General features: G+C 65.7%; 19 protein-coding genes. 9 read left to right on the plus strand and 10 right to left on the minus strand.

Annotated elements, in window-relative coordinates:
• Positions 1–21 precede the first annotated feature (21 nt).
• Together AAA969_RS13095 and AAA969_RS13100 are read right to left on the minus strand one after the other, a co-directional pair.
• Positions 22–1,296 carry a cache domain-containing protein gene (locus AAA969_RS13095; protein WP_338246498.1) on the minus strand — a complete coding sequence of 425 codons (1,275 nt, stop codon included), beginning with the start codon at positions 1,294–1,296 and terminating at the stop codon, positions 22–24.
• 98 nt (positions 1,297–1,394) lie between these two features.
• On the minus strand, positions 1,395–1,991 hold the full coding sequence (locus AAA969_RS13100; protein ID WP_338246499.1) for a MarR family winged helix-turn-helix transcriptional regulator: 597 nt from the start codon (positions 1,989–1,991) through the stop codon (positions 1,395–1,397).
• 141 nt (positions 1,992–2,132) lie between these two features.
• Between AAA969_RS13100 and hppD the strand changes: the two genes are divergently transcribed.
• The 4 genes from hppD (at position 2,133) to AAA969_RS13120 (ending at position 5,525) form a co-directional block, all read left to right on the plus strand.
• Positions 2,133–3,212 (plus strand): 4-hydroxyphenylpyruvate dioxygenase, encoded by a 1,080-nt coding sequence (gene hppD, locus AAA969_RS13105; RefSeq protein ID WP_338246500.1) that lies wholly within the window; start codon positions 2,133–2,135, stop codon positions 3,210–3,212.
• Between the two features lie 16 nt (positions 3,213–3,228).
• Complete coding sequence (locus tag AAA969_RS13110) at positions 3,229–3,762, plus strand: VOC family protein (RefSeq protein ID WP_338246501.1); 534 nt, start codon at positions 3,229–3,231, stop codon at positions 3,760–3,762.
• Between the two features lie 255 nt (positions 3,763–4,017).
• The gene (locus tag AAA969_RS13115) at positions 4,018–4,740 is read left to right on the plus strand and encodes a hypothetical protein (protein WP_338246502.1); all 723 of its coding nucleotides are present in this window, start codon (positions 4,018–4,020) and stop codon (positions 4,738–4,740) included.
• Positions 4,737–5,525, plus strand: a complete 789-nt coding sequence (locus tag AAA969_RS13120; RefSeq protein WP_338246503.1) for a hypothetical protein — start codon at positions 4,737–4,739, stop codon at positions 5,523–5,525. Before AAA969_RS13115 ends, AAA969_RS13120 begins: the two co-directional genes overlap by 4 nt.
• On the opposite strand, the gene AAA969_RS13125 is transcribed toward AAA969_RS13120, so the two are convergent.
• Together AAA969_RS13125 and AAA969_RS13130 are read right to left on the minus strand one after the other, a co-directional pair.
• A complete protein-coding gene (locus AAA969_RS13125; RefSeq protein WP_338247222.1) occupies positions 5,522–6,319 on the minus strand; it encodes an IS5 family transposase in 798 nt (265 codons plus the stop codon). The genes AAA969_RS13120 and AAA969_RS13125 overlap by 4 nt on opposite strands.
• Before the next feature lie 72 nt (positions 6,320–6,391).
• The gene (locus AAA969_RS13130) at positions 6,392–7,081 is read right to left on the minus strand and encodes an SOS response-associated peptidase (protein ID WP_338246504.1); all 690 of its coding nucleotides are present in this window, start codon (positions 7,079–7,081) and stop codon (positions 6,392–6,394) included.
• 112 nt (positions 7,082–7,193) lie between these two features.
• Between AAA969_RS13130 and AAA969_RS13135 the strand changes: the two genes are divergently transcribed.
• The 4 genes from AAA969_RS13135 (at position 7,194) to AAA969_RS13150 (ending at position 13,725) form a co-directional block, all read left to right on the plus strand.
• On the plus strand, positions 7,194–8,231 hold the full coding sequence (locus AAA969_RS13135) for a hypothetical protein (protein WP_338246505.1): 1,038 nt from the start codon (positions 7,194–7,196) through the stop codon (positions 8,229–8,231).
• Positions 8,232–8,250: 19 nt separating this feature from the next.
• Positions 8,251–9,780 (plus strand): hypothetical protein, encoded by a 1,530-nt coding sequence (locus AAA969_RS13140; protein WP_338246506.1) that lies wholly within the window; start codon positions 8,251–8,253, stop codon positions 9,778–9,780.
• The gene (locus tag AAA969_RS13145; protein WP_338246507.1) at positions 9,777–13,025 is read left to right on the plus strand and encodes an error-prone DNA polymerase; all 3,249 of its coding nucleotides are present in this window, start codon (positions 9,777–9,779) and stop codon (positions 13,023–13,025) included. Before AAA969_RS13140 ends, AAA969_RS13145 begins: the two co-directional genes overlap by 4 nt.
• Positions 13,026–13,260: 235 nt before the next feature.
• Positions 13,261–13,725, plus strand: coding sequence for a GFA family protein (locus tag AAA969_RS13150; protein WP_338246508.1), 465 nt, complete (start codon positions 13,261–13,263; stop codon positions 13,723–13,725).
• Between the two features lie 408 nt (positions 13,726–14,133).
• Here the strand turns inward: AAA969_RS13150 and AAA969_RS13155 are convergent, their stop codons facing one another.
• The 3 genes from AAA969_RS13155 to AAA969_RS13165 are packed head-to-tail and all read right to left on the minus strand — an operon-like array spanning position 14,134 to position 16,966.
• Positions 14,134–14,904: a DUF1295 domain-containing protein gene (locus tag AAA969_RS13155; RefSeq protein ID WP_338246509.1), complete on the minus strand. Its 771-nt coding sequence runs from the start codon at positions 14,902–14,904 to the stop codon at positions 14,134–14,136.
• A 29-nt stretch (positions 14,905–14,933) separates the two neighbouring features.
• The gene (locus tag AAA969_RS13160) at positions 14,934–16,634 is read right to left on the minus strand and encodes a sodium:solute symporter family protein (protein WP_338246510.1); all 1,701 of its coding nucleotides are present in this window, start codon (positions 16,632–16,634) and stop codon (positions 14,934–14,936) included.
• Complete coding sequence (locus AAA969_RS13165; RefSeq protein ID WP_338246511.1) at positions 16,631–16,966, minus strand: DUF4212 domain-containing protein; 336 nt, start codon at positions 16,964–16,966, stop codon at positions 16,631–16,633. The genes AAA969_RS13160 and AAA969_RS13165 overlap by 4 nt, the downstream gene beginning before the upstream one ends.
• A gap of 125 nt (positions 16,967–17,091) precedes the next feature.
• Between AAA969_RS13165 and AAA969_RS13170 the strand changes: the two genes are divergently transcribed.
• Positions 17,092–17,457: a BlaI/MecI/CopY family transcriptional regulator gene (locus AAA969_RS13170; protein WP_338246512.1), complete on the plus strand. Its 366-nt coding sequence runs from the start codon at positions 17,092–17,094 to the stop codon at positions 17,455–17,457.
• On the opposite strand, the gene AAA969_RS13175 is transcribed toward AAA969_RS13170, so the two are convergent.
• The 3 genes from AAA969_RS13175 to AAA969_RS13185 all read right to left on the minus strand — a co-directional run bounded on the left by AAA969_RS13175 (position 17,454) and on the right by AAA969_RS13185 (position 21,738).
• Positions 17,454–18,419: an alpha/beta fold hydrolase gene (locus AAA969_RS13175; protein ID WP_338246513.1), complete on the minus strand. Its 966-nt coding sequence runs from the start codon at positions 18,417–18,419 to the stop codon at positions 17,454–17,456. The genes AAA969_RS13170 and AAA969_RS13175 overlap by 4 nt on opposite strands.
• 113 nt (positions 18,420–18,532) lie before the next feature.
• The gene (locus AAA969_RS13180; protein WP_338246514.1) at positions 18,533–20,830 is read right to left on the minus strand and encodes a TonB-dependent receptor; all 2,298 of its coding nucleotides are present in this window, start codon (positions 20,828–20,830) and stop codon (positions 18,533–18,535) included.
• The gene (locus AAA969_RS13185) at positions 20,827–21,738 is read right to left on the minus strand and encodes an alpha/beta fold hydrolase (protein WP_338246515.1); all 912 of its coding nucleotides are present in this window, start codon (positions 21,736–21,738) and stop codon (positions 20,827–20,829) included. Before AAA969_RS13185 ends, AAA969_RS13180 begins: the two co-directional genes overlap by 4 nt.
• Positions 21,739–21,780 lie beyond the last annotated feature (42 nt).

The raw sequence follows: 21,780 nt of genomic DNA on the forward strand, positions 1-21,780 counted from the left end.
TCTGTGTGGTGACCGGACGGCTTACCGGGACCCCGGCGATGACGGCGCTTCGTCAGTGGCCGCGTGGGCTGCACCGGAGACCGGATCGGAGGCCGGATCGCGGCGGGCCGGAACCGGCACATAGCGCCGACTGGCTGGCGATGCGGCCCTGCCGTCGAGGAAGTCGCGTACCAGGTGCGACCGGCGCAGCAGGCCGCGAATACCGGTGACAAGGAGCGAGAGCACGAAGATGAGCCCGAACAGGCGCCAGCCCCAGCGCGTCGCGGTCGCCTCGATACCGGCCAGATGACTGACCGACACGAAATACCAGTCCGGACCGGCGATCCGGCTGAAGGCGACCAGGAATTCGCTGCTCGGCGTGCCGACCACGCCGCGCGGACGCGGATCGTCCTGCAACAGCGCCATGATCTCGGCCGGGTCGATGCCGATGGCATTGGCCTGCTGGATCGACTGGCCGCGGGCGATGACATGGCCATCCCGGTCAAAGACGAGATTGACCCCGCCGGCCGGCGGCGCCTCCAGCGACGAGGCCAGGTGCTCGGTCATGTCGATCGACGTCCCGAACCCGCCCATCAACTCGCCATTGACCCGGATCGGCTTGCGGCAAGCGGTCGCGGATCGCTCGCCGCCGTCCGAATAGACAAAGCGGGACAGGCGGGTGCACTGCATTGCGCTGTCCGGATTGGTCTCTTCACTGAACAGGGCCGGATCCTCGTCGGCCTGCAGGTTGAAGTCGGCTGGGGCCTCGTAGCGGTAGAAAGCCAGGCGGTCTTCGCGATCGGGTGCAAAGATCACAACCCGGCGGTCCGGCGTGAAATAATAGAGGCTGGAGAACTCGCCGAGATGGGCCTCACCGAAGTTTCGGACGACGTGGAAGCCGGCCATATAGCGGCGCTCTTCCTCGGCCGTCATTGCCTCGCCATCGGCCATGAAAGCGCCAATGCCGAAGACATAGTCGGACCCGGCCAAGGCCCGGCCGTCGAACAGGTCGGGATGGCTGCGGCGGGTGCCGTCGCCGAAGGGCGGGAAGAGGGCGTTGAACTCCTCTGCCACGTCGATGTCGGCGATCAGGGCATGCCGGCGCAGGAAGGCGTCCTCGGCAGCTTCGGTCAGGGTCCGCGCCTCGTTGAAGAGGGTCTGCTCGCGATCCGCCCGCACCCGGATATAGGATTGCAGCATTTCCGCCCGGGCCATCGACAGGGAGGAGATCAGGACCTTGTGGGCACCCAGGCCTGCAATCCCGGCGAAGACCGCCGAGATCAGGACATGGACAAGAATGACAATCGCTTGGCGCACAGGTCTGACCTTCGTTTCATGCCACACCGTCTAGACCGGAAATGGCTAATGATCGGTGTTCCGGGTGGTTATATTTGATAAAGCCACGCGCCCGCCCGTCACCCCTCGTCCGGCATGGAATTGGCAAGCTGTCTCACCAGGGCACAGAAGGCCGCCTGCTTGGCCCCGTCCATCATCCGGTTGGCCGCCAGCGGCACGGCCTCGACGGCCTCACGCAGATGCGCGTAGACGTCCTTGCCCTTGCCGGTGAGGTAGAGATGGCTGACCCGCCCATCGGCCTGCGAGGCCCGGCGGATGACCAGACCCGCCTCCAGCAGCGCCTTGGTGGCGCGCGAGACGATGCCCTTGTCCATCGGCGTCACCGTGACCACGTCGACTGCCGTGCGTCCGGGCACCTCGGCAATCGCCGCGAGGACACGCCATTGCGACAGGTTCAGCCCTGCCTCGCGCTTGACGATGGCCGAGGTCAGGCGGGCGATGCGGTCGGCCAGCACCGTGACCTGATAGGGCCAGTAGGCGTCGAGGCGGATCGGCTCGCGCTCCACGCCTGCCGCGAAGGACGCCGCCTGTTCGGCAAAGCCGGGCGCCGAAGCCCCGGAGGGAGCGTCGGAGGGCGCGACCGGGGAGGCCGGGTGCGTCCGGGCGGTGGATCCGGCGGTGGATCGGGGGTTGGATCGGGGGTCAAGATCGTTCATGCCCACCATATTAGTTGCAATCACAACTTGACGCAATAGCAACCAATGGGCTATCAGGGAGGCCAATCAAACACCGCGCCGCCACCCCGAAACCGGGCGTGGCAATATCAGCGTGGTCCTGACACTTCTTGGAGGCATGACATGGCAGACCTGTTCGAAAATCCGATGGGACTTTGCGGGTTCGAGTTCGTCGAGTTCACCGCGCCGGAGCGCGGTGTGATCGAGCCGATCTTCTCGGCCATGGGCTTTACCCACATCGCCAATCACCGCTCCAAGGATGTCGAGCTGTGGCGCCAGGGCGGGATCAACTTCCTGATCAATTACGAGCCCGACACCCAGGCGGCCTTCTTCGCCAAGGAACATGGTCCGTCAGCCTGCGGCATGGGCTTCCGCGTCCGTGACGCCGCTCTGGCCTATGACGAATGCCTCGAGCGCGGCGCCGAGCCGGTCATGACCGAGCCGGGCATCTCCGAGCTGGTCATCCCGGCGGTCAAGGGCATTGGCGGCGCCTCGGTCTATCTCATCGACCGCTTCGAGGACGGCAAGTCGATCTACGACATCGATTTCAACTATCTCGAAGGCGTCGATATCCACCCCAAGGGCTGTGGCTTCAACGTGATCGATCACCTGACGCACAATGTCTACAAGGGCCGGATGGACTACTGGGCCAAGTATTACGAGGACCTCTTCAACTTCCGCGAGATCCGCTATTTCGACATCAAGGGCGAATATACCGGCCTCGTCTCGCGCGCCATGACGGCACCGGACGGGCTGATCCGCATCCCGCTCAATGAAGAGAAATCCGAGGCTGTTGGCCAGATCGAGGAATATCTGCGCGAGTACAAGGGCGAAGGCATCCAGCACATCGCCTTCTCCTGCGACAACCTCATCGAATGCTGGGACCGCCTGAAAAAGGCCGGCACCCAGTTCATGACCGCGCCGCCGGAAACCTATTACGAGATGCTGGAAGACCGCCTGCCGGGCCATGGCGAGCCGACCGAAGAGTTCAAGAAGCGCGGCATCCTGCTCGATGGCACCACCGAAGGCGGCCAGCCGCGCCTGCTGCTGCAGATCTTCTCGGAAAAGGCGATCGGCCCGATCTTCTTCGAGTTCATCCAGCGCAAGGAAGACGAAGGCTTCGGCGAGGGCAATTTCAAGGCCCTGTTCGAGTCGATCGAGCGCGACCAGGTCAAGCGTGGCGTCATCCAGGCGGCCGAGTAACCAGCAGGAGGACCTCATGTCCGTCAATCTCAAGCGCATCCACCACGTTGCCTATCGCTGCAAGGACGCCAAGCAGACGGTCGAGTTCTACCAGCGCGTCATGGGCATGGATTTCAAACTCGCCATTGCCGAGAATGAAGTCCCGTCGACCAAGGCGCCGGACCCCTACATGCACGTCTTCCTGGACGCCGGCATGGGCAATGTCCTGGCCTTTTTCGAGCTGCCCAACTCGCCGGAGATGGGCCGCGACGGCAATACGCCGGAATGGGTCCAGCACATCGCCTTCGAAGTCGAGGACATGGACACGCTGCTGGCCTCCAAGGCCCATATCGAAGCCGAGGGCATCGACGTGCTCGGCCCGGTCAATCACGGCATCTTCAAGTCGATCTACTTCTTCGACCCGAATGGTCACCGTCTCGAGCTGGCGGCCAATACCGGCACGGACGAGCAGATGGCCGAACTCAAACGCGTCGCTCCGGCGATGATCGAGGAATGGAGCCGGACCAAGCGCGCCCCGAAGCACGCGGCCTGGCTGCACGAACAGGACTAGAGCCTGTCCCGCGCTTTGCATCACACGACACTGACGCCCTGACCTTCCGGTCGGGGCGTTTTCTTTTGCGGCGCGTCTGGTCTTTCAAGCGCACCGACTTACATCGCGCCTAGGTGTTCCGCTTTTGAAATCAGACGGTTTGATGCAGGATACCACCCAATCCTGGGGGGATTGTCCGATCATGCCGAAAAACGTGCTGCCAGAACCACGCCTCGCCGGTCCGGGTAAGTTCACCGGAAAGCCCCGGCCCTTGCCATGATCCTGTCCTCGCTCACAACCGCCTTGCGGACCCAGAACTGGTTCGCCGTCATCGTCGAGTTCATCATTGTCCTGGCCGGCGTGGTGATCGGTTTCCAGATTTCCGCCTGGAACGAGACCCGGATCGAGCAATCGCGCGAAGCGCTGCTGATCGAACGCCTGTCGGCCGACTTTCGCGAGATCGAAACCCGGACGACTGCGACACTGACCCAGCTCGAGGCGCGCATGGAGGCCGGCGCGGCCTTTGAAGCGCTGTTGCTGCAACCGCCGGAGACCGTCGCGCTGACCGACTTCTTCGCGACCATGGCCAATGCGATCGGCACGCCGGTCCCGGCCGGCCGCTCGGCGACCTATGCCGAACTCCTGGCCAGCGGCGAGATGCGCCTGATCCGCTCGGAAACCCTGCGCGCGGCGCTGGTCGAGTTCGATGAGCAGGTGCGCCGGCAGGAGCTGGCCTATGCCTCGCTGGCCCGCCTGATCACCGACAATGCGGCCATTCTGCTGGAAGCCAGCACCTGGTCCGCTGACGATCTCGACCGCCTGCCCCCGCACCTCGATGCCGCCCTCGCCGAGCTGCGTGTCTCGCCTGACCTGCTGACCGCGACCCGGCTGACCATCCGCGCCAATTTTGCCAACCGCATCTGGCACGAAGGCACGCTGGAACGCGCCCGCGATGTGCTGGCCGCCCTGCCCGACGACGGAGCCGGTACGACCCCATGATCCTCTCCCGCATCGCCAAGGCCCTGAAGGACCAGAACTGGCTCGCCGTCGGCATTGAATTCATCATCGTGATCGCCGGTGTGGTGATCGGTTTCCAGGTCACGGCCTGGAATGAAGACCGGCTGTCCGCGATCCGCGGCACCGAGCTGACCGAGCGGCTGGTCGCGGATCTCCGGGACGAGCAATGGCGTGTCGCCGCGACCCGGAATTACCTCATTGATGTCGCCGCGATCGGGGAGCGCACCCTGGCAGTACTGGAAGGCGAGGCCGAGATCAGCGACGAGGCGCTGGTGATCGGGGCCTATCGCGCCACCCAGTATTTCTGGAGCGGCCTGATCCGCGGCACCTATGACGAGATTGTCGCCAGCGGTGAAATCGGCCTGATCCGCAACACCGCCCTGCGCGACAGCGCCGTCGAGTATTACGGCAGTTCGCCGACCGCCCTCCTCATCGAGCTGGGCGAGGCGCCGTTCCGCAACGCGATCCGTGAGCGCATCGACCCCGAGCTGCACCGCGATCTGGTGGCGTCTTGCACCGAGGATGTGAATATCCAGATCGGTGACTATGCGGCGATCGAAGCCATGCTGGACTTTCCCTGCCGGATCGAGGGTCACGACGCGGCGATCGCCCGTCTGGCCACTGAGTTGCGGGGTTCGCAAGACCTGACCAACCTCTTGCGCCGCCGTGTCATCGAGGCCGCCCAGCAGTCCACTTCGATCCAGTATTACGGCCGGTTGCTGGAGACCGGGCTGGCGGCGTATCCCGGGCCGGACGCCACCCCCTAGGTCACCGACTCATAAAATCGAAGCCAGATTTGGATGGCGGCGAGTTTGACGGCGGCGAGATAGTTCTCGGCGTGTTTTTCGAAGCGCGTGGCGATGGCCCGGAAGTGTTTGATCTTGCTGAAGAAGCGCTCGACGAGATTGCGCTGCCGGTAAAGGAAGGCGCTGAAGCTGGGGATGTTCTTGCGGTTCGGCATCGGCTTGATGCATCCCCATGCGCCACGGGCCTTGAGCGAGACGCGCAACGCGTCGGAATCATAGGCCCGATCGGCCAGCAGGATCTGGCCTTCGCCGATGCCGTCGAGCATGTCGGTGGCGCTGCGTCCGTCATGAGCCTGGCCGGGGGTGAGCTTGAGGGCGACGGGTAGGCCGTTGGCATCCACAAGCGCATGGATTTTCGTGGTCAGCCCGCCTCGCGAGCGCCCCATGCATCGGGTGTCAGGGGTGTCCCTCGCGGCGGCGTGCGGACCCCTTTTTGCGTTCGCCCCATGCTGGTGAACGCGGATCGAAGAGCTGTCGATCATCTGGATGTCGCCGTCGTAAGCGGCTGTAACCGCGTCGAATATCCGATCCCAGACACCCAGCTTGCGCCATCGGACGAACCGGTTGTAGCAGGTCGTCGCCGGACCGTAGCGCTCGGGGATCTCCGCCCAGGGCGAGCCGGTGCGCAGGCGCCAGTAAATCCCGTTGATCACCTTGCGGTCGTCCACGCGCGGCACCCCGCGTGGCTTGTTCGGCAGCAAGGGTTCGATGATCGACCACTCGAAATCGGTCAGTTCGTAACGACGACGGCCCATGATCCAAATCCTCCTCAAGGAGGTTGAATCAGGCTTCGGCAAAAAACGGAATCCCGTTTATGAGTTTATGACCTAGAGCAATCCCGTCCGCTGCGGGCCATCGCCCGGCTCTGTGAGCCACTCTTCGTCGATCCGCACATTGCCGACCGCCTTGTTGGCCTCGCGGATCACCATCGCCTCGGACGGCAGGCCGGTGAGCAGGCTCTCGACCTCCAGATTGTCGGTATCGGTCCAGGCCTCGAAGTCCTCCGGTCCCAGAATGACCGGCATGCGGGTGTGGATGGCGGCCATGGCCGCGTTCGGTTGGGTGGTCAGGATGGTGAAGCTCTCAATCGTCTCGCCCTCGATTTCGACACGGTCCCACAGGCCGGCAAAGCCGAACCAGTCCTGGTCCTTCACCGTGATGAAATGCGGCTGCTTGGCGCCCTTCGGACCGGTCCATTCATAGAAGCCGACCGCCGGAATGATGCAGCGCCGTTTCTGGAAGGGGACCCGAAAGCTGGGCGCCGAGGCGGCGGTCTCCGACTTCGCGTTGAAGGTGGAGAATTTCATCGCTTTCAGCGGCTTGCTCCAGAAAGACGGGACCAGGCCCCAGCGCGCCATGACGGCCTCGCTGCGACCGTCCTCGCGGCGGATGATCGGGGCCCGCTGGGTCGGCGCAATATTCCAGCGCGGCTCGAGATTGAGCGCGCCCTGCTGGAGCCGGAAACTCTCCTGCAGGATCCACCACTGAAGCTTTCCAAGGGCATAGCGTCCACACATGGCGGTGAGACTAGTCGCTCGATGCGATCTGCGAAAGCACCCGGATTCGACGCTTGACTCTTTGGGTCCAGATGAGAACATAAGCGGAACATTCAAGCGAGAGCCAAGCCTGATGACTGTGCCGTCACGCCCTGACCGGCGGCAGCAGCTCGACGAGTTGCGCCGCCAGATACGGGCCCTGGACATGAGCGAAGCCGTGCCTGCGCCGCCGCAGGCCAAGCCGGATCGACCCGATCAGGACGGGACCGGTGCGCGCATGGACCGGCTATCGGGTGAGGTCCCTGCCCCCGCTTCGGCAGCGGCGACCATCGGCGTCGACAATGACCGGACGGGTGACCGGGCGGGCGCCCAGACAGGCGGCAAGACGGGCGACAAGACAGGCGACAAGACAGGCCTGACCCGCGATGCGGCCCGGCACGGCGCCCACCCGCTCGAACTGGCGCCGGGTCTGCACGAGGTCTGTCCGGCCGGCTATCTCGACACGCCGGCCGCGCTGGCCGTGCAGGCCGGTCTGATGGCGACCCATCTGCGCGTCAGCGGACGGCAGCGCCCGGTGCTCTGGGTGCGCCGGTCGATGGGAACGGGGCAGGATTTCGGCCGGCCCTATCCGCCGGCCCTGGCGCAATGGGGGCTCGATCCCTCGCGCCTCATCCTGGTCGAGACCGGCAGCGAGGCCGACACGCTGTGGACACTGGAAGAAGGCCTGAAGGCCGGCGCCGTGGTGATCGGCGAGACCGGGCCCTCGGCCCGCTATGACCTTGTCGCCACCCGCCGGCTTGACCAGGCGGCGCGGCGGGCCGGGGCGCTGGCCCTGGTACTGCGACCGCATGACGGCGTCATGCCGAGCGCCGCGCTGAGCCGCTGGCGCATCGCCGCCCGCCCGTCCCCGGCACGGGCATGGACCGGCGCACGAGGGCTGCCGGGATTGGGAGAACCGCGGTTTCACGCCGCCCTGGAACGGGTCAGGGGCGGCCCGCCACAGGATTACGAGATCGAGTGGAAGCATGCGTCGTTTCATGTCCTTGAACCTGCCCCGCTGGCCGACCGACCGGCACCGGCCGAGCCACACGCCGACCCCGGAGTCTGGCCCGCAAACCGGCCCCGCATCGGCACGGCCTTCACCGGCCGGATTGTCCGCCTCACCGGATAAGCCTCGCCCGACCCGCCGGGTGGCGCCCTTCGCCCTCAGCCACACCACGACAGGCGGGGAGCGGCTCTACGCACTCGACGCCGAAGCCGCGCGCTGCGGCCTTCAGGTCGGTCAGTCCGTCTCGGACGCCAAGGCGCTCGAGCCGATGCTGCAGCTCCGCCCGGCCGATCCGGCCGGTGATATCCGCCGCCTGGCAGCGCTCGCCCGTGGCTGTGGTCGCTGGTCACCCTGGACCGCGCCTGATCCGGGACGCCCCGGCGAGGATGGCGTGCTGCTGGAGATCACCGGCTGCGCCCACCTGTTCGGCGGCGAGGACGCGCTGCTGGCCGAGACCCTCGGCGCCCTCAGGCGCCAGGGCCACAGCGCCCATGGTGCCATCGCGCCCACCATCGGCCTGGCCTGGGGGCTGGCCCGTCATGTCGCGCCCGGACGCCCGACCGGTCAGGTGATCACCGACGACATCACAACCGCGCTGGCGCCGCTGCCGGTCGCCGCCCTGCGCATTGGCGACACGGCCGCCACGCTGCGCCGCTTCGGCCTCAAGCGTATCGGCGACATCCTCGACCTGCCGCGCGCCAGCCTGACCCGCCGTTTCGGACGGGCGCTGGTCGACCGTCTCGACCAGGCGACCGGCCGGACCCGCGAAGTCCTCAACCCGCTGCAACCGGTCACCCCGTTTCGCGCCCGCACCCGCTATGTCGATGCCCTGCTCCTGCTCGACGGGCTGAAACAGGGCGTGCACGATACCGCGACCGGCCTGTGCGAAGCGCTGGAACAGGCCGGCCGCGGGGTGACCCGGCTCGACCTCCATCTCTTTCGCGTCGACGGCAAGACCCACCTCCTCACCCTCGGCACCGCCGCGCCGGCCCGCGACGCCCGCCATATCGCCCGCCTGTTCAACGAGAAGCTCGACCGGGCCGAGATCGATATCGGTTTCGGCATCGAGATGATCGAGCTGACCGCCCGGGCCACCGACCGGCTCGGCGAACGCCAGGACGGGCTGGTCGATGATGGCCGGATCGACGAGACCGATCTTGCCCGCCTGACCGACCGGCTGGTTGTCCGTCTCGGCGAGAGCAAGGTCCAGCGGGCCGCCCGTCGCGCCAGCCACCAGCCCGAGCGCGCGGCGCTCTGGCGCCCGGCCATGAACGCGTCGGTCCACGCCATGCCGGCGCGTGCCGGTTCCGGCCGCTCGATGCTCGCGGTTGCCGAACCGGTGCCGACGGGCGCCCTCCTGCCGCCGCCCTGCCGTCCGCTGCTCATCCTCGCCCGTCCGGAACCGGCCGAGGCCGTCGCCGAGATCCCCGACGGGCCGCCGCGCAGCTTTGTCTGGCGCCGGGTGCGCCACCAGGTCGACCGCGCCGAAGGCCCCGAACGCCTGGCCCCGGAGTGGTGGCGCGAGGGCCTCTGGCAAGCAGAGCGCCCGGCCCGGACCCGCGACTATTTCCGCGTCGAAACCCGCGAGGGTCGCCGGTTCTGGCTCTACCGCGACGGCCTCTACGGCCTGGAAACCACCCGCCCCCAATGGTTCGTCCACGGTGCGTCATGACCCGCCCGTTTGCCGAACTGCTGACGGCCAGCAATTTCACCTTCCTGACCGGGGCCTCGCATCCTGACGAGATGGTGGCCCAGGCCCGGGCGCTGGGCCTCGCGGCGATCGGCCTGGCCGACCGCAACAGCTTTGCCGGCATGGTGCGGGCACACCTGGCGGCAAAGGATGCCGGCATCCCGCTGGTGGTCGGCACCCGGCTGGTGACACGCTGCGGTCTGGAGATCGCGGCCTATCCGACCGATCTCGACGCCTGGGCCCGCCTGACCCGGCTGCTCACCGATGCCAATTTCGCGGCCCGCAAGGGCGATTGCGAGCTGCACGCCGACGCCGTCGCTTCCGCCTCGCACGGCCAGGTCCTGCTGATCATCCCGCCGTGCGAACCGGACCAGGCCTGGCAGGACCGGGTCGCCGCCCTGCTGCCGACGCTGAAGGGCGAGACCCATCTGGTGCTGACGCGCTGGTTTGACGGCCGCGATGGCGAGCGCCTGCATCGCCTGTCCCGGCTGGCGACCGACTGGGGCCTGACCACGGTGGCCAGCACCGACGCGCGCTATCATGCGCCCGGCCGCAAGCCGCTGGCCGATGTGGTCACCTGTATCCGCGAGCATGTCCGCATCGACGAGGCCGGTTTTCACCTCGCCGCCAATGCCGAGCGCCATCTCAAGCCGGCGGCCGAGATCTACCGACTGTTCGACGGATATGAGGAGGCGGTGGCGCGCTCGGTCACCATCGCCCGCCGCCTCACCTTCGCGCTCGACGCGCTGGTCTATCAATATCCCGACGAGGTGATCGGCGAGAACGAGACCCCGAACGAGACCCTGCGCCGGCTCGCCGCCGAGGGCTTGCGCAACCGCTACCCCGCCGGCGCACCGGACAAGATCGAGGCCGCCGTGGCGCGCGAACTCGATCTCATCGAAGACCTCGACTACCCGTCCTATTTCCTCACCGTCCAGGACGTCATCCGCTTTGCCCGCTCGCGCGGCATCCTGTGCCAGGGACGCGGTTCGGCGGCCAATTCGGCCGTCTGTTTCGCCATCGGTGTCACCGAGGTCGACCCGGACCGGATCGATCTCCTGTTCGAGCGCTTTGTTTCGGCCGAACGCGGCGAGCCGCCTGATATCGATGTCGATTTCGAGCACAGCCGCCGCGAGGAGGTGATCCAGTATGTCTACGAGAAATACGGGCGCCGCCGCGCCGCCATGACGGCGACGGTGAACTGCTATCGCCCGCGCGGCGCGATCCGCGAGGTCGGCAAGGTGTTCGGCCTGTCCGGCGACGTCATTTCAGCGCTGTCGAAAAGCCTGTGGGGCTGGTCCTCCGGCGAGATCCAGGAAAGCCGCATCCGCGACGAGCTGGGTCTCGATCCGGACAGCCCGGCGCTGGCAATGACGCTGCGCTATGCGCGCGAGCTGATGGGCTTTCCGCGCCATCTCGCCCAGCATCCCGGCGGCTTCGTGATGACCCGGGCAAGGCTCGACGCGATCGTGCCGCTGCACAATGCCGCCATGCCCGAACGCACCATGCTGGAATGGGACAAGGAGGATATCGACGCGCTCGGCCTCATGAAGGTCGATGTGCTGGGCCTGGGCATGCTGACCTGTGTCGCCCGCGCCTTCGACCTCCTCGCCACCCATCACGGCCGCCACCTGACCATGGCCACCATCCCGGCCGAGGACCCGCGCGTCTATGACATGATCTGCAAGGCCGACACGGTCGGCGTCTTCCAGATCGAGAGCCGGGCCCAGATGACCATGCTGCCGCGGCTGCGGCCGCGCACCTTCTACGACCTGGTGATCGAGGTCGCCATTGTTCGCCCCGGCCCTATCCAGGGCGATATGGTCCACCCCTATCTGCGCCGGCGACGCGGCGAGGAGACGGTCGAGTTTCCGTCCAGGGAGCTCGAGGAGGTGCTGGGCAAGACGCTCGGCGTGCCGCTTTTCCAGGAGCAGGCGATGCGGATCGCCATTGTCGCGGCCGGCTTCACCCCGTCAGAGGCCGACAAGCTGCGCCGCTCCATGGCCGCCTTCCGGCGTTCGGGGACGATCCATGAAATGGGCCGGAAACTGATGCACGGCATGATCGCCAATGGCTATGAGCCGGACTTTGCCGAGCGCTGCTTCAAACAGCTCGAAGGCTTTGGTGAGTACGGCTTTCCGGAAAGCCACGCCGCCAGCTTCGCCCTCATCGTCTATGTCTCGTGCTGGCTGAAACATTATTATCCCGACGTCTTCCTCGCCGCCCTCCTGAACAGCCAGCCCATGGGCTTTTACGCCCCGGCCCAGCTGGTCCGCGATGCCCGCGAACACGGCGTCGAGGTGCGTCCGCCCGACATCAATCACTCCGACTGGGATGCGACCCTGGAGGAGACCGACATTCCGCGACGGGACGGTACCGGCATGCGCTATGCCGTGCGTCTGGGCCTGCGCCAGATCAAGGGCATGCGGGAACCCGCTGCCGCCCGGCTGGTCGCTGCCCGCCAGGCCGGGGGCACCTATCACAGCCTCGCCGATCTGGCCCGCCGCGCCCGCCTCGACAAGGGCTCGCTCGACCGGCTGGCCAATGCCGACGCCGTCGGCTCGCTGGCGATGGACCGGCGCAAGGCCAGCTGGACCGCCCTCGCTGAAGCCGGCAAGCCGCTGCCCCTGTTCGACCGCACCGACAGCTGGGGCGCGGAACATCCCGTCGCCCTGCCCGAGCTGACCGGCGGTGAGCAGGTCGCCCAGGACTACGCCACGCTGCGCCTGTCGCTGAAGGCCCATCCGCTCAGCTTCTTTCGTGGCGAGCTGGCCGAGAGCGGGCATGTGCCGTGCGCGGCCCTGGCGGATATGCGCGATGGCCGCTGGGTCACCCTGGCCGGGCTGGTGCTGGTGCGCCAGCGTCCCGGCTCGGCCTCGGGCGTCATCTTCGCCACGCTGGAGGACGAGACCGGCATCGCCAATGTGATCGTCTGGCCGAGCTGTTTCGAACGCCATCGCCGCATCGTCATGGCGTCAAAACTGCTCGGCGTCACCGGGCGGGTGCAAAAGGAAGGCGCGGTCATCCATGTCGTCGCCAGCCGTCTGACCGACCAGAGCTGGCGCCTCGCGGCGCTGGCCGACGGCGAAAACTTTTCCGAAGCCCTCGCCCACGCCGACGAAATCGCCCGCCCCGGCGCCGACCCCAGAACCGTCGCCCTCTACCGCCGCGTCATGCAGGGCGAACGGCTGGAGGATATCCTGCCGAAAAGCCGGGATTTTCATTGAGGGAGGGGCGCTCACGCGCCCTTGACCTGGAAAACCGGATACGGCGAGGTCCCGGCAAGCGATGAATGAAGTCGTGAGCGCCGGGGCGCCACGCCGAAATGCGTGCGACGGCCAGGACGCCAGCCTCACCATCGCCCCTGCAATAACGGCAATTCATAACGTGTCCGATTTCGGTTGAGTTCGGGACGCGGATCGGGGCAGGACGACCCGACGACACAAGGAGGGCGACACAGCCATGGCAACTTCGGAATACACGCACGACGGCGGCTGCCGATGCGGTCAGTTACGCTTCCGGATGACCCCGCCGGCCCTGTTCACCGCCGCCTGCCATTGCCGCGGCTGCCAACGCATGAGTGGCGGCCCCTATTCGCTGACCGTGGCCGTGCCGGTGGACCGGTTTGAGGTGACCCGGGGCGAGCCCGTGATCGGCGGACTTCATGGCGCGGACATTACCCATTTTCACTGCGCGCATTGTCTGAGCTGGGTTTTCACCCGCCCCACCGGCATGGATTTCGTGAATATCCGAACCCCCATGCTGGACGACCCGTCGGGCTTCACGCCCTTTCTGGAAACCTGCACGAAGGACCGGCTCGACGGCGTCACGACCACGGTTCCGCACAGCTATGACGGCTTCCCGCCGATGGAGGATTTCGGTGACCTGCTGGCCGCCTATGCGGCCGGCCCTGGCAAAGCCGGGTAGAGCGCCGCAGTCGGGAAGGAGGCGCTGGCGCACGCCCCGCCATACATCACTTGCCGGGAGAACCCGATACGGCCCGCTGGCTGACAAGTGATGTATGGACGGCTCCGCGCGAGGCGCGTCGCATCATTCCGCTATGTCAGGATGAAGAGGGACGTTGGCAGCAATGGCCTGTCGCAGACATGCGTTATGAAAAAAGCGTTTGGCTCTCACCATCTCGTTCCATCTCCGTGGTTTGCAGCTTGGCTCGCACACGCTTTGCTTCATCCACGGAACGCTGACCTATCGCGCATTGCATTCGGTCACTCCGTCCAATTACCACGAGTAGCCAAGCCAACGGTCGATGGCCGGTCCAGGCCAAAACAATGGCGCCCCCACCGGCTCGTTAGCGCCAACGCGACCGCAACACCCCTACCCCTTCTTCGGCCACCACGGCACGAACCCCGGCGTCCGCGCCACATAGTCCGCATAGCCGGGGCGGCTTTCGTGGAGGTTTTTCTCCAGCAGGGCGGCGCCCGACCATTTGACCAGGGTGAAGGTCAGGAAGAGCGGGCCGGCCACGGTCCACCAGCCGGTGCCGTCGCTGACCGCGACCAGCCAGATGCCCCAGAAGACGCAGGCGTCGCCGAAATAATTCGGGTGGCGGGTATAGCGCCACAGGCCCTGGTCCATGACCTGGCCGGCATTGGCCGGGTCGGCCTTGAAGCGCGACAGCTGGTAGTCGCCGATGGTCTCGAACAGGAAGCCGGTGAGGAAGAGGGCGAGACCGATCAGGCTCATCGCATTGATCGGCTGGCCGGCCTCCATCACGCCATGCTGGACCGGCAGGGCGACCAGCCAGAGCAGGACGCCCTGCATGAGGAAGACGGTGACAAGGACGAAGACATGCACATTGCCCCGGGCCCGGGCCATCAGCGCCTGGTAACGCTTGTCGGCACCCTCGTGACGCCAGCGCCGGAACAGGTGGGCGCCGAGCCGCAAGGACCACATCGCCACCATGGGCAGGATGATCGAGACGCCAGCACTGACGCCGACAAAGGCCAGCGAGGTCAAGGCGAGGAAGAGAAAGCCGAGCGGCCAGACACTATCGACGTAGGACGGATCCTTGCGGGCAATCGAGAAGGGCCAGAGGAGGACCATCACGCCAAGCATGAGGGCCAGGTTGAGCCAGTAAGGTGCCATGATGATCTCTCGCTTGTGTGGAGGGCAATCTAGGGTGCGCGGATGCGTTCGACCAGCTCGCGCACGTCGGGCGGCGGGGCGGGGGTGAGCAGGGAGACCGTCACCGAAACAATGAAGCTGATCACCATGCCGATCGTGCCGAAGCCCTCCGGCGAGACACCGAGGATCCAGTGTTCCGCATCATTGGGGATCCAGCCGAAGATCTTGTAGGTCAGGATATAGGCGCCGGTGACGAGAAGGCCGGTGACCATGCCGGCGATCGCGCCTTCCTTGCTCATGCGCTGCCAGAAAATGCCCAGCAGGATGGCCGGGAAGAAGCTGGCGGCGGCCAGTCCGAAGGCCAGCGCCACGACCGAGGCGACAAAGCCGGGTGGATAGATCCCGGCGAGGATGGCGATCAACACCGCCCCGGTCGCCGACAACCGGGCGATCAGGAGCTCCTGCCTGTCGGTCATCGATTTGAACAACACCTTGCGACACAGGTCGTGCGAGATCGAGGACGAGATGACCAGCAACAGGCCGGCCGCCGTCGACAGCGCCGCGGCGATACCGCCGGCCACGACCAGCCCGATCACCCAGCCGGGAAGATTGGCGATCTCCGGATTGGCGAGCACAAAGATGTCGCGATTGAGCGTGGTGACCTCATTGACCTCGGGGTCGGCGCGATACTGGATCCGGCCATCGCCATTGCGGTCCTCGAAACCGAGAAGCCCCGTCGTCTCCCAGCGGTGGAACCAGTCCGGCGTTTCGCTTTCACCCTCGGCCAGCACCGTCGTGTCGACATCATAGACGCTCTCATTGACCGTCTCGATGAAATTGGTCCGGGCGAAGACCGCCACGGCCGGCGCGGTGAGGTAGAGGATGCCGATGAAGAGGAGCGCCCAGCCGGCGGATTTGCGGGCATCGGCGGCCTTGGGGACCGTGAAGAAGCGGATGATGACATGCGGCAGGCCGGCCGTGCCGGCCATCAGGGCCAGGGTGATGGCGAAGACGTCGAAGGTCGATTTCGAGCCGTCGGTATAGGGCGCGAAACCCAGCTCGGTGAGCATGCCGTCGAGCTTGACCAGGAGCGGCGTGCCGTCTGCGACATTACCGATGAAGCCGAGCTGGGGGATGGGCGAACCGGTCAGCTGCAGCGAGATGAAGATGGCCGGCGTCATGAAGGCGAAGATCATCACGCAGTACTGGGCGACCTGGGTGTAGGTGATGCCCTTCATGCCGCCGAGCGTGGCATACATCAAAACCACCAGCCCGCCGATCACCACACCGGTCTCGACCGGGATTTCGAGGAAGCGCGAGAAGGCAATCCCGACGCCTTGCATCTGTCCGGCGATATAGGTGAAGGAGATGAAGATGGCGCAGATCACCGCGACCACGCGGGCGGTATCGGAGTAATAGCGGTCGCCGATGAAGTCCGGCACGGTGAACTTGCCGAAACGCCGCAGATAGGGCGCCAGCAGCAGGGCCAGCAGGACATAGCCGCCGGTCCAGCCCATCAGGAAAACCGAGCCGTCAAAGCCGGAGAAGGCGATCAGTCCGGCCATCGACAGGAAGGAGGCCGCACTCATCCAGTCAGCCGCCGTCGCCATGCCGTTGAAGATTGGCGGGACATGGTGTCCGGCGACATAGAATTCATCGGTCGAGCCGACGCGCGAAGCGATCGCGATGCCGATGTAGAGCGCGAAGGAGGCGATGACGAAGAAGGCGGTCCAGAACAGGGTCACGCTCATGACGCGTCCTCCCGGCCTGTCGTGTCGGGGCGGCCTGTCGTGTCGGGGTGGCCGGTCATGTCATCAGGGCCGAGCCGGTCGGCGAAACGCCTCTCGAGCCGGTTCATCGCCCAGGCATAGTAGAAGATCAGCCCGATGAAGGTGAGGATCGAGCCTTGCTGCGCAAACCAGAAGCCGAGCGGCGCGCCCCCCAGCGACACCAGGTCGAGCCACGGCCGCAACACGATCCCGAAACCGAAGGAGACCGTGAACCAGATTGCGAGCAGCACGCCCATCAGGCCCAGATTGGCGCGCCAATAGGCCTTGCGCGCAGATGCCTTGTCTTGCGTCATGTGCTCCCCCAGATTGATCGCATGACTGTGACGGCGAGTTTCGGCGTGAGCTTTGCAAACAAATCCTTAACGCACCAGACCTGTTGCAATTCAGGTCAGCGGGAATTTGTGCAAGGATGACCGAGATGAGCCAGAGCAACCGCCTCACCGATGACGAAAACGCCACCATGCGCATCCTGTGGGATCGCGGCGGTGCCTCGGTCAGCGAGCTGGCGATGGCGACACGTCAGCCGGCCGAGGCAACGCTGGCGGTCCTGCACGGGCTGCGCCGCAAGGGCGCGGTCGAGCGCCAGCAGGCCGGGCGCGATATTGTCTATCGCCCGCGCCTGAATGCCGAGACCGCGCGCACGCACACGCTCGGTCGCCTGCTGTGCGGTGACGCCCCGCGCGGCGACAACCCGCTGGGCATCGTCGTCCTGCGCGAGAGCGATATCGACCCACAGGACTGGGCCGACCTGCAAGAAGAGATCGCCCAGCGCAACAAGGCCTAGTTTTCCAGCAGGAAAGCCTGGAGGTCGGCCAGCGTCTGCGCCGGTGCCTCCTCGTGCACGACATGACCCAGACCGGGATAGGTGATCAGCCGGACCTGCGGCATGGCTGCCACGAATTGCGGTCCATGCGTCGCTGGCACCATCGCGTCCGCCTCGCCCCACAGGATCAGGGTCGGCACATCGACCCGGGCCAGATCGGCCGTGGGCTCCGGCAGGGTGAAGACCTCAAGCCGCTCGATCATCGCTTCGCCGACGCCATCACGGCGCATCAGCTCGTAGACGCGCCGCGGCGTCTCCGCGGGCATCGCGGCCGTATCACCCCAGAGCATGCCGGTCGCCGCGTTGATCACCGGCTGCGGCGCCTGGGTCAGATAGAAGCGCACCGCCATCGGCACCGGAACCGGGTTTTCCGTAACCCCGTTGATCGAGAATCCGCCCGGCGCCAGCAGGACAAGACGGTCGACGCGGTCCGGCTGTGCCAGGGCTTCGCGCCAGGCGACCAGACCCCCCAGCGAATTGCCGACCAGCGTGGCCTGATCGATCCCGAGCGTCGTCATCAGCCGATCAAGGAAGTCGACGGTTTGCGGCACCGAATAGCGCCCCTGCGGGTCCGGGCCGGTCAGTCCATGGCCGGGCAGGTCCATGCGGACGACACGATAGTCCGCCGACAGGTCTGCCGCCCAGGCGTCCCAGCTTTCCAGTGAGTGCGAGAAGCCGTGTACGAGAACGAGCACCGGCGCATCGTCCGGTCCTTCGATCCTGACCCGGGTGAGCACCCCGTCGACATCAACCAGCCGGTCCTGTTCACCCCACCAGGGTGAGTCGATCATGGCCGAAGCCGCGCCATCCGCACCGTCCGCGTCGGGCGACGAGACGGCGGTAGAGGCCGGACGCTGGAGGAAAAAGACAACCAGGCCGACAAGAAGAACGAGACCGACAATCAGAGTGATTATAATGCGCATGGCGAGACCTCACACAGGATGAAACAGGTACGGCGGCATCCGACCGGATGCCGCCGCAAGAATACTCCGGTCGAGGCGGACGGGGGAGGATCCCGTCCGCACTCGTTTCCGGCCTAGTAGCGCCAGGCGATCGTTGCCGTCACCGTACGCGGCGGGCCGTAATAGGCAACGAGCGTGCCCTCCAGACCCAGTTCCGGTGCCAGCGTCGTATTGTTGACGAAGTCATAGCCGGAAACCTTGTACTCTTCGTCGGTCAGGTTGCGGCCATGCAGGCCGAACTGCCAGTGACCGTCATTGCCTTCCCAGACAACCGATGCGTTCCACAGGGTGTAGGCACCCTGGTCAAGCAGCGGGAAGGGGAATTCGAACTGGCTGGAGTCACCGCGGTGGCTGATCGTGTTGATCACTGACAGATCACCGTCGCGCATCGGCGTCAGGTAGGTCAGCGTGGCCGAGGCCGTGGTGTCCGGCGTGTTCTGGATCACGACCTGGTCCGACACATCGACACCGAAGGCGTTGATGAACTGGTCGTATTCACCGTCGAGCAGGCCGACCGCCCAACCCAGGGTCATGATGTCACCCGGGTTGAAGACATCGGTCCCGAGGTCCAGCGAGCCTTCATACTCGATACCGCGGATGGTCGCGGCACCGGCATTGGTGGTGACGCCGGTGAAGGTGTCGTTGACGCCGTCATTATTGGTATCGATACCCACCGAACCCGGCACCTGGATATCGGTGTAGTCCATGTTGAAGACGGCCAGGCTGTGGCGATAGCCATTGCCTTCGTACTTCCAGCCGATCTCGATGCTGTCGACCGTTTCCGGATCGAAGCTCATGAAGCGGTAGATCTCGTCGGCATCAACCGTGCCGCTGAGGTCGAAGTCCGGGGCGCCGGTGGTCTGCGCACGCGGATCGAAGCCGCCGCCCTTGAAGCCCTGCGAGTAGGTCAGGTAGAAATTGTTCTCGTCATTGGGCTGCCAGGCCAGCGAGGCCGTCGGCGAGAAATCATCCCAGGAATTGGTGCCGTTGAAATCCGACGTCGTGGCAATCGGGAAACCGGCACCGCCGAAGAATTCCGAGAAACCGCCGAGATAGGTGCGACGCAGGACTTGCGAGGTGCGCTCGTCCTCGGTGTAGCGACCACCCAGGGTCAGCGAGAATTCGTCGGTGAGATCATAGGTGAAGTTGGCGAAGACCGACCAGGTCTTGGTGTCGACATCACCGAAGGTCTGGGCGTTGAGGCCTGCGAGGACGTTGTCGAGCAGAACGTCGAACACGGTCGTCGCGTTGGCGTCGAGATAATAGTAGCCGACCAGGCCGTTCAGGCGCTCACCGGAGTAGAGCAGCTGGAACTCTTCGGAGAACTGCTCGTTCTCGTAGATCGCCGGGACGTCGAGGTCGCCGGAAGGCAGGTTGTCGAAGTCGATCGGCGTGACAGAGGTGTCGGACCGGTCGGACAGGATGTTGCGAATGGTCCAGTTCTCGTTGAGCTGCCATTCGGCCGTCAGCGACAGGCCGTCGCCTTCGACTTCCTGGTCGACCACATTGAGGCCGGCGCGGGTGTCATGGACGTTCGGAAGCACCGGAGCACCTGACAGGGCACCCGGGATCAGGCGGTGACCGCCACGGGCATTCGAGGTGTCGGAGACACTGTCATAGGCCAGACGGACGAAGAAATTGTCGGTCGGCTCCCACTCGGCAGACACGCGATAGCCGAAGACATTCTTGTCGTAATTGTCTTCGCCCGTCGTCAGGTTTTCGCCGAAACCGTCGCGCGTGAAGCGGCCCATGGTCCCACCGACACGGAAAGTGTCGGTCAGCGGCACGCTGCCGGACAGGACGGTGTCGAGCTGGCCGTAGGTGCCAATGCCGAGACGGGCCGACATGGTCGCCTCGTCGGCGTCGATACGGCGGGTCACGTATTTGACAGCACCACCGATGGTGTTGCGGCCATAAAGCGTGCCTTGCGGGCCGCGCAGGACTTCGATCCGGTCGACGTCATAGATGTCGAGCACGGCGCCTTGCGGACGGTTGAGATAGACGTCATCGACATAGATGCCGACGCCGGCTTCGAAACCGGCAACCGGGTCCTGCTGGCCAACGCCGCGGATGAAGGCCGACAGGGTCGAGTTGGTGCCGCGTGACACTTCCAGCGTGATGTTCGGCGTGGTGTCGGCGATGGCAACGATATCAATCGCGCCCATCCGCTGCAGGTCTTCGCCGCTCATGGCGCTCACCGAGAGCGGAACGTCCTGCAGTGTTTCCTCGCGGCGACGGGCGGTGACGGTGATGACGTCCCGGTCCCGCGACGCGCCGTCTTCCTGGGCCACGGCGGGTGCCGCGACCAGGGCTGATGCGGCGACCGTGCTCAACAGAAGCGCGGTGCCCGTCAGGGTCTTGAAGTTCTTCATTGGGTACTCCCCTCGATGGTGTCGTTTGAAGTCGCCTGCGCCAGGGCCTGGCGGGCGAAGATTTTAACCGCGTCGACAAATTCTTCCGGTTGTTCGAGATGCGGTGCATGCCCGGAGTGGGCGAACCCTTGCGCCTTGGCGGCGGGCAGGGTTTCGACGAGATAGCGGCTCGTCTCCGGGCCGTAGGCGTCGCTGCGTTCGCCAAAGGCGATCAGCGCCGGGATGGCCATTCCCGGAAGCTCTGCGCGCAGATCCTGCTGCGCCATGGACGCCCACAAATCCGCCATGGCGTCGGCGTTGCGGGCAGTCAGAAGGGTCAGGGCGTCGGCCACGATCTCAGGTTCGCGGGCCGCGCGGTCACGGGCGAACATCCTGGGAGCAAAGGCGGCCGCATAGGCGGGCCAATCGGCTCGCATCGCCCGGGTCGCGCGGACCGAGGCCTCGATATCCATGCCGCTCGACATGCCGAGCGCCCAGCTCTCATCATTGAGAATGCGCGGGCTCATATCCTCGATCACCATGCCGGCCAGCCGGTCATGGCCATGGCGCTGGATCATCGACCACAGGACCGTTGCCCCCATCGACCAGCCCAGCACGATGACGCGATGCAGGTCGAGCCGGGTGAGAAGCTCATCCAGGTCATCGGCCAGCTCGGCGATCGTCGTCGGGCAAGCCCCGGGCGGTGTCTCGCCATGGCCCCGAAGGTCCGGGACGAGGACGCGGAATTCAGTCGAGAGCCGGCTTGCGACCTGTTCGAAGAAGGCGCTCGATGCGGCCCAGCCATGGACCAGCAGGATCACCGGACCGTCACCGAGGTCCTGATAGGCCAGGGCCGTACCGTCGCGCAGCGTCAGGTGATGCGCCAGGCGCCCACCTTCATCCAGACTGTGCGGCTGCGTTTCGGCCACGTCGATCTCTCCCCTCGACCGTCCAACTTTTTGCCGGATCGT

The organism is Maricaulis maris, assembly GCF_036322705.1.
Lineage (GTDB): Bacteria > Pseudomonadota > Alphaproteobacteria > Caulobacterales > Maricaulaceae > Maricaulis > Maricaulis maris_B.

Bases quoted from the DNA above. Each gene is read 5' to 3' on its own strand.
- AAA969_RS13100 (WP_338246499.1), bottom strand. From the start codon at position 1,991: ATGAACGATCTTGACCCCCGATCCAACCCCCGATCCACCGCCGGATCC.
- hppD (WP_338246500.1), top strand. From the start codon at position 2,133: ATGGCAGACCTGTTCGAAAATCCGATGGGACTTTGCGGGTTCGAGTTC.
- AAA969_RS13110 (WP_338246501.1), top strand. From the start codon at position 3,229: ATGTCCGTCAATCTCAAGCGCATCCACCACGTTGCCTATCGCTGCAAG.
- AAA969_RS13115 (WP_338246502.1), top strand. From the start codon at position 4,018: ATGATCCTGTCCTCGCTCACAACCGCCTTGCGGACCCAGAACTGGTTC.
- AAA969_RS13120 (WP_338246503.1), top strand. From the start codon at position 4,737: ATGATCCTCTCCCGCATCGCCAAGGCCCTGAAGGACCAGAACTGGCTC.
- AAA969_RS13125 (WP_338247222.1), bottom strand. From the start codon at position 6,319: ATGGGCCGTCGTCGTTACGAACTGACCGATTTCGAGTGGTCGATCATC.
- AAA969_RS13130 (WP_338246504.1), bottom strand. From the start codon at position 7,081: ATGTGTGGACGCTATGCCCTTGGAAAGCTTCAGTGGTGGATCCTGCAG.
- AAA969_RS13135 (WP_338246505.1), top strand. From the start codon at position 7,194: ATGACTGTGCCGTCACGCCCTGACCGGCGGCAGCAGCTCGACGAGTTG.
- AAA969_RS13145 (WP_338246507.1), top strand. From the start codon at position 9,777: ATGACCCGCCCGTTTGCCGAACTGCTGACGGCCAGCAATTTCACCTTC.
- AAA969_RS13150 (WP_338246508.1), top strand. From the start codon at position 13,261: ATGGCAACTTCGGAATACACGCACGACGGCGGCTGCCGATGCGGTCAG.
- AAA969_RS13155 (WP_338246509.1), bottom strand. From the start codon at position 14,904: ATGGCACCTTACTGGCTCAACCTGGCCCTCATGCTTGGCGTGATGGTC.
- AAA969_RS13160 (WP_338246510.1), bottom strand. From the start codon at position 16,634: ATGAGCGTGACCCTGTTCTGGACCGCCTTCTTCGTCATCGCCTCCTTC.
- AAA969_RS13165 (WP_338246511.1), bottom strand. From the start codon at position 16,966: ATGACGCAAGACAAGGCATCTGCGCGCAAGGCCTATTGGCGCGCCAAT.
- AAA969_RS13170 (WP_338246512.1), top strand. From the start codon at position 17,092: ATGAGCCAGAGCAACCGCCTCACCGATGACGAAAACGCCACCATGCGC.
- AAA969_RS13175 (WP_338246513.1), bottom strand. From the start codon at position 18,419: ATGCGCATTATAATCACTCTGATTGTCGGTCTCGTTCTTCTTGTCGGC.
- AAA969_RS13180 (WP_338246514.1), bottom strand. From the start codon at position 20,830: ATGAAGAACTTCAAGACCCTGACGGGCACCGCGCTTCTGTTGAGCACG.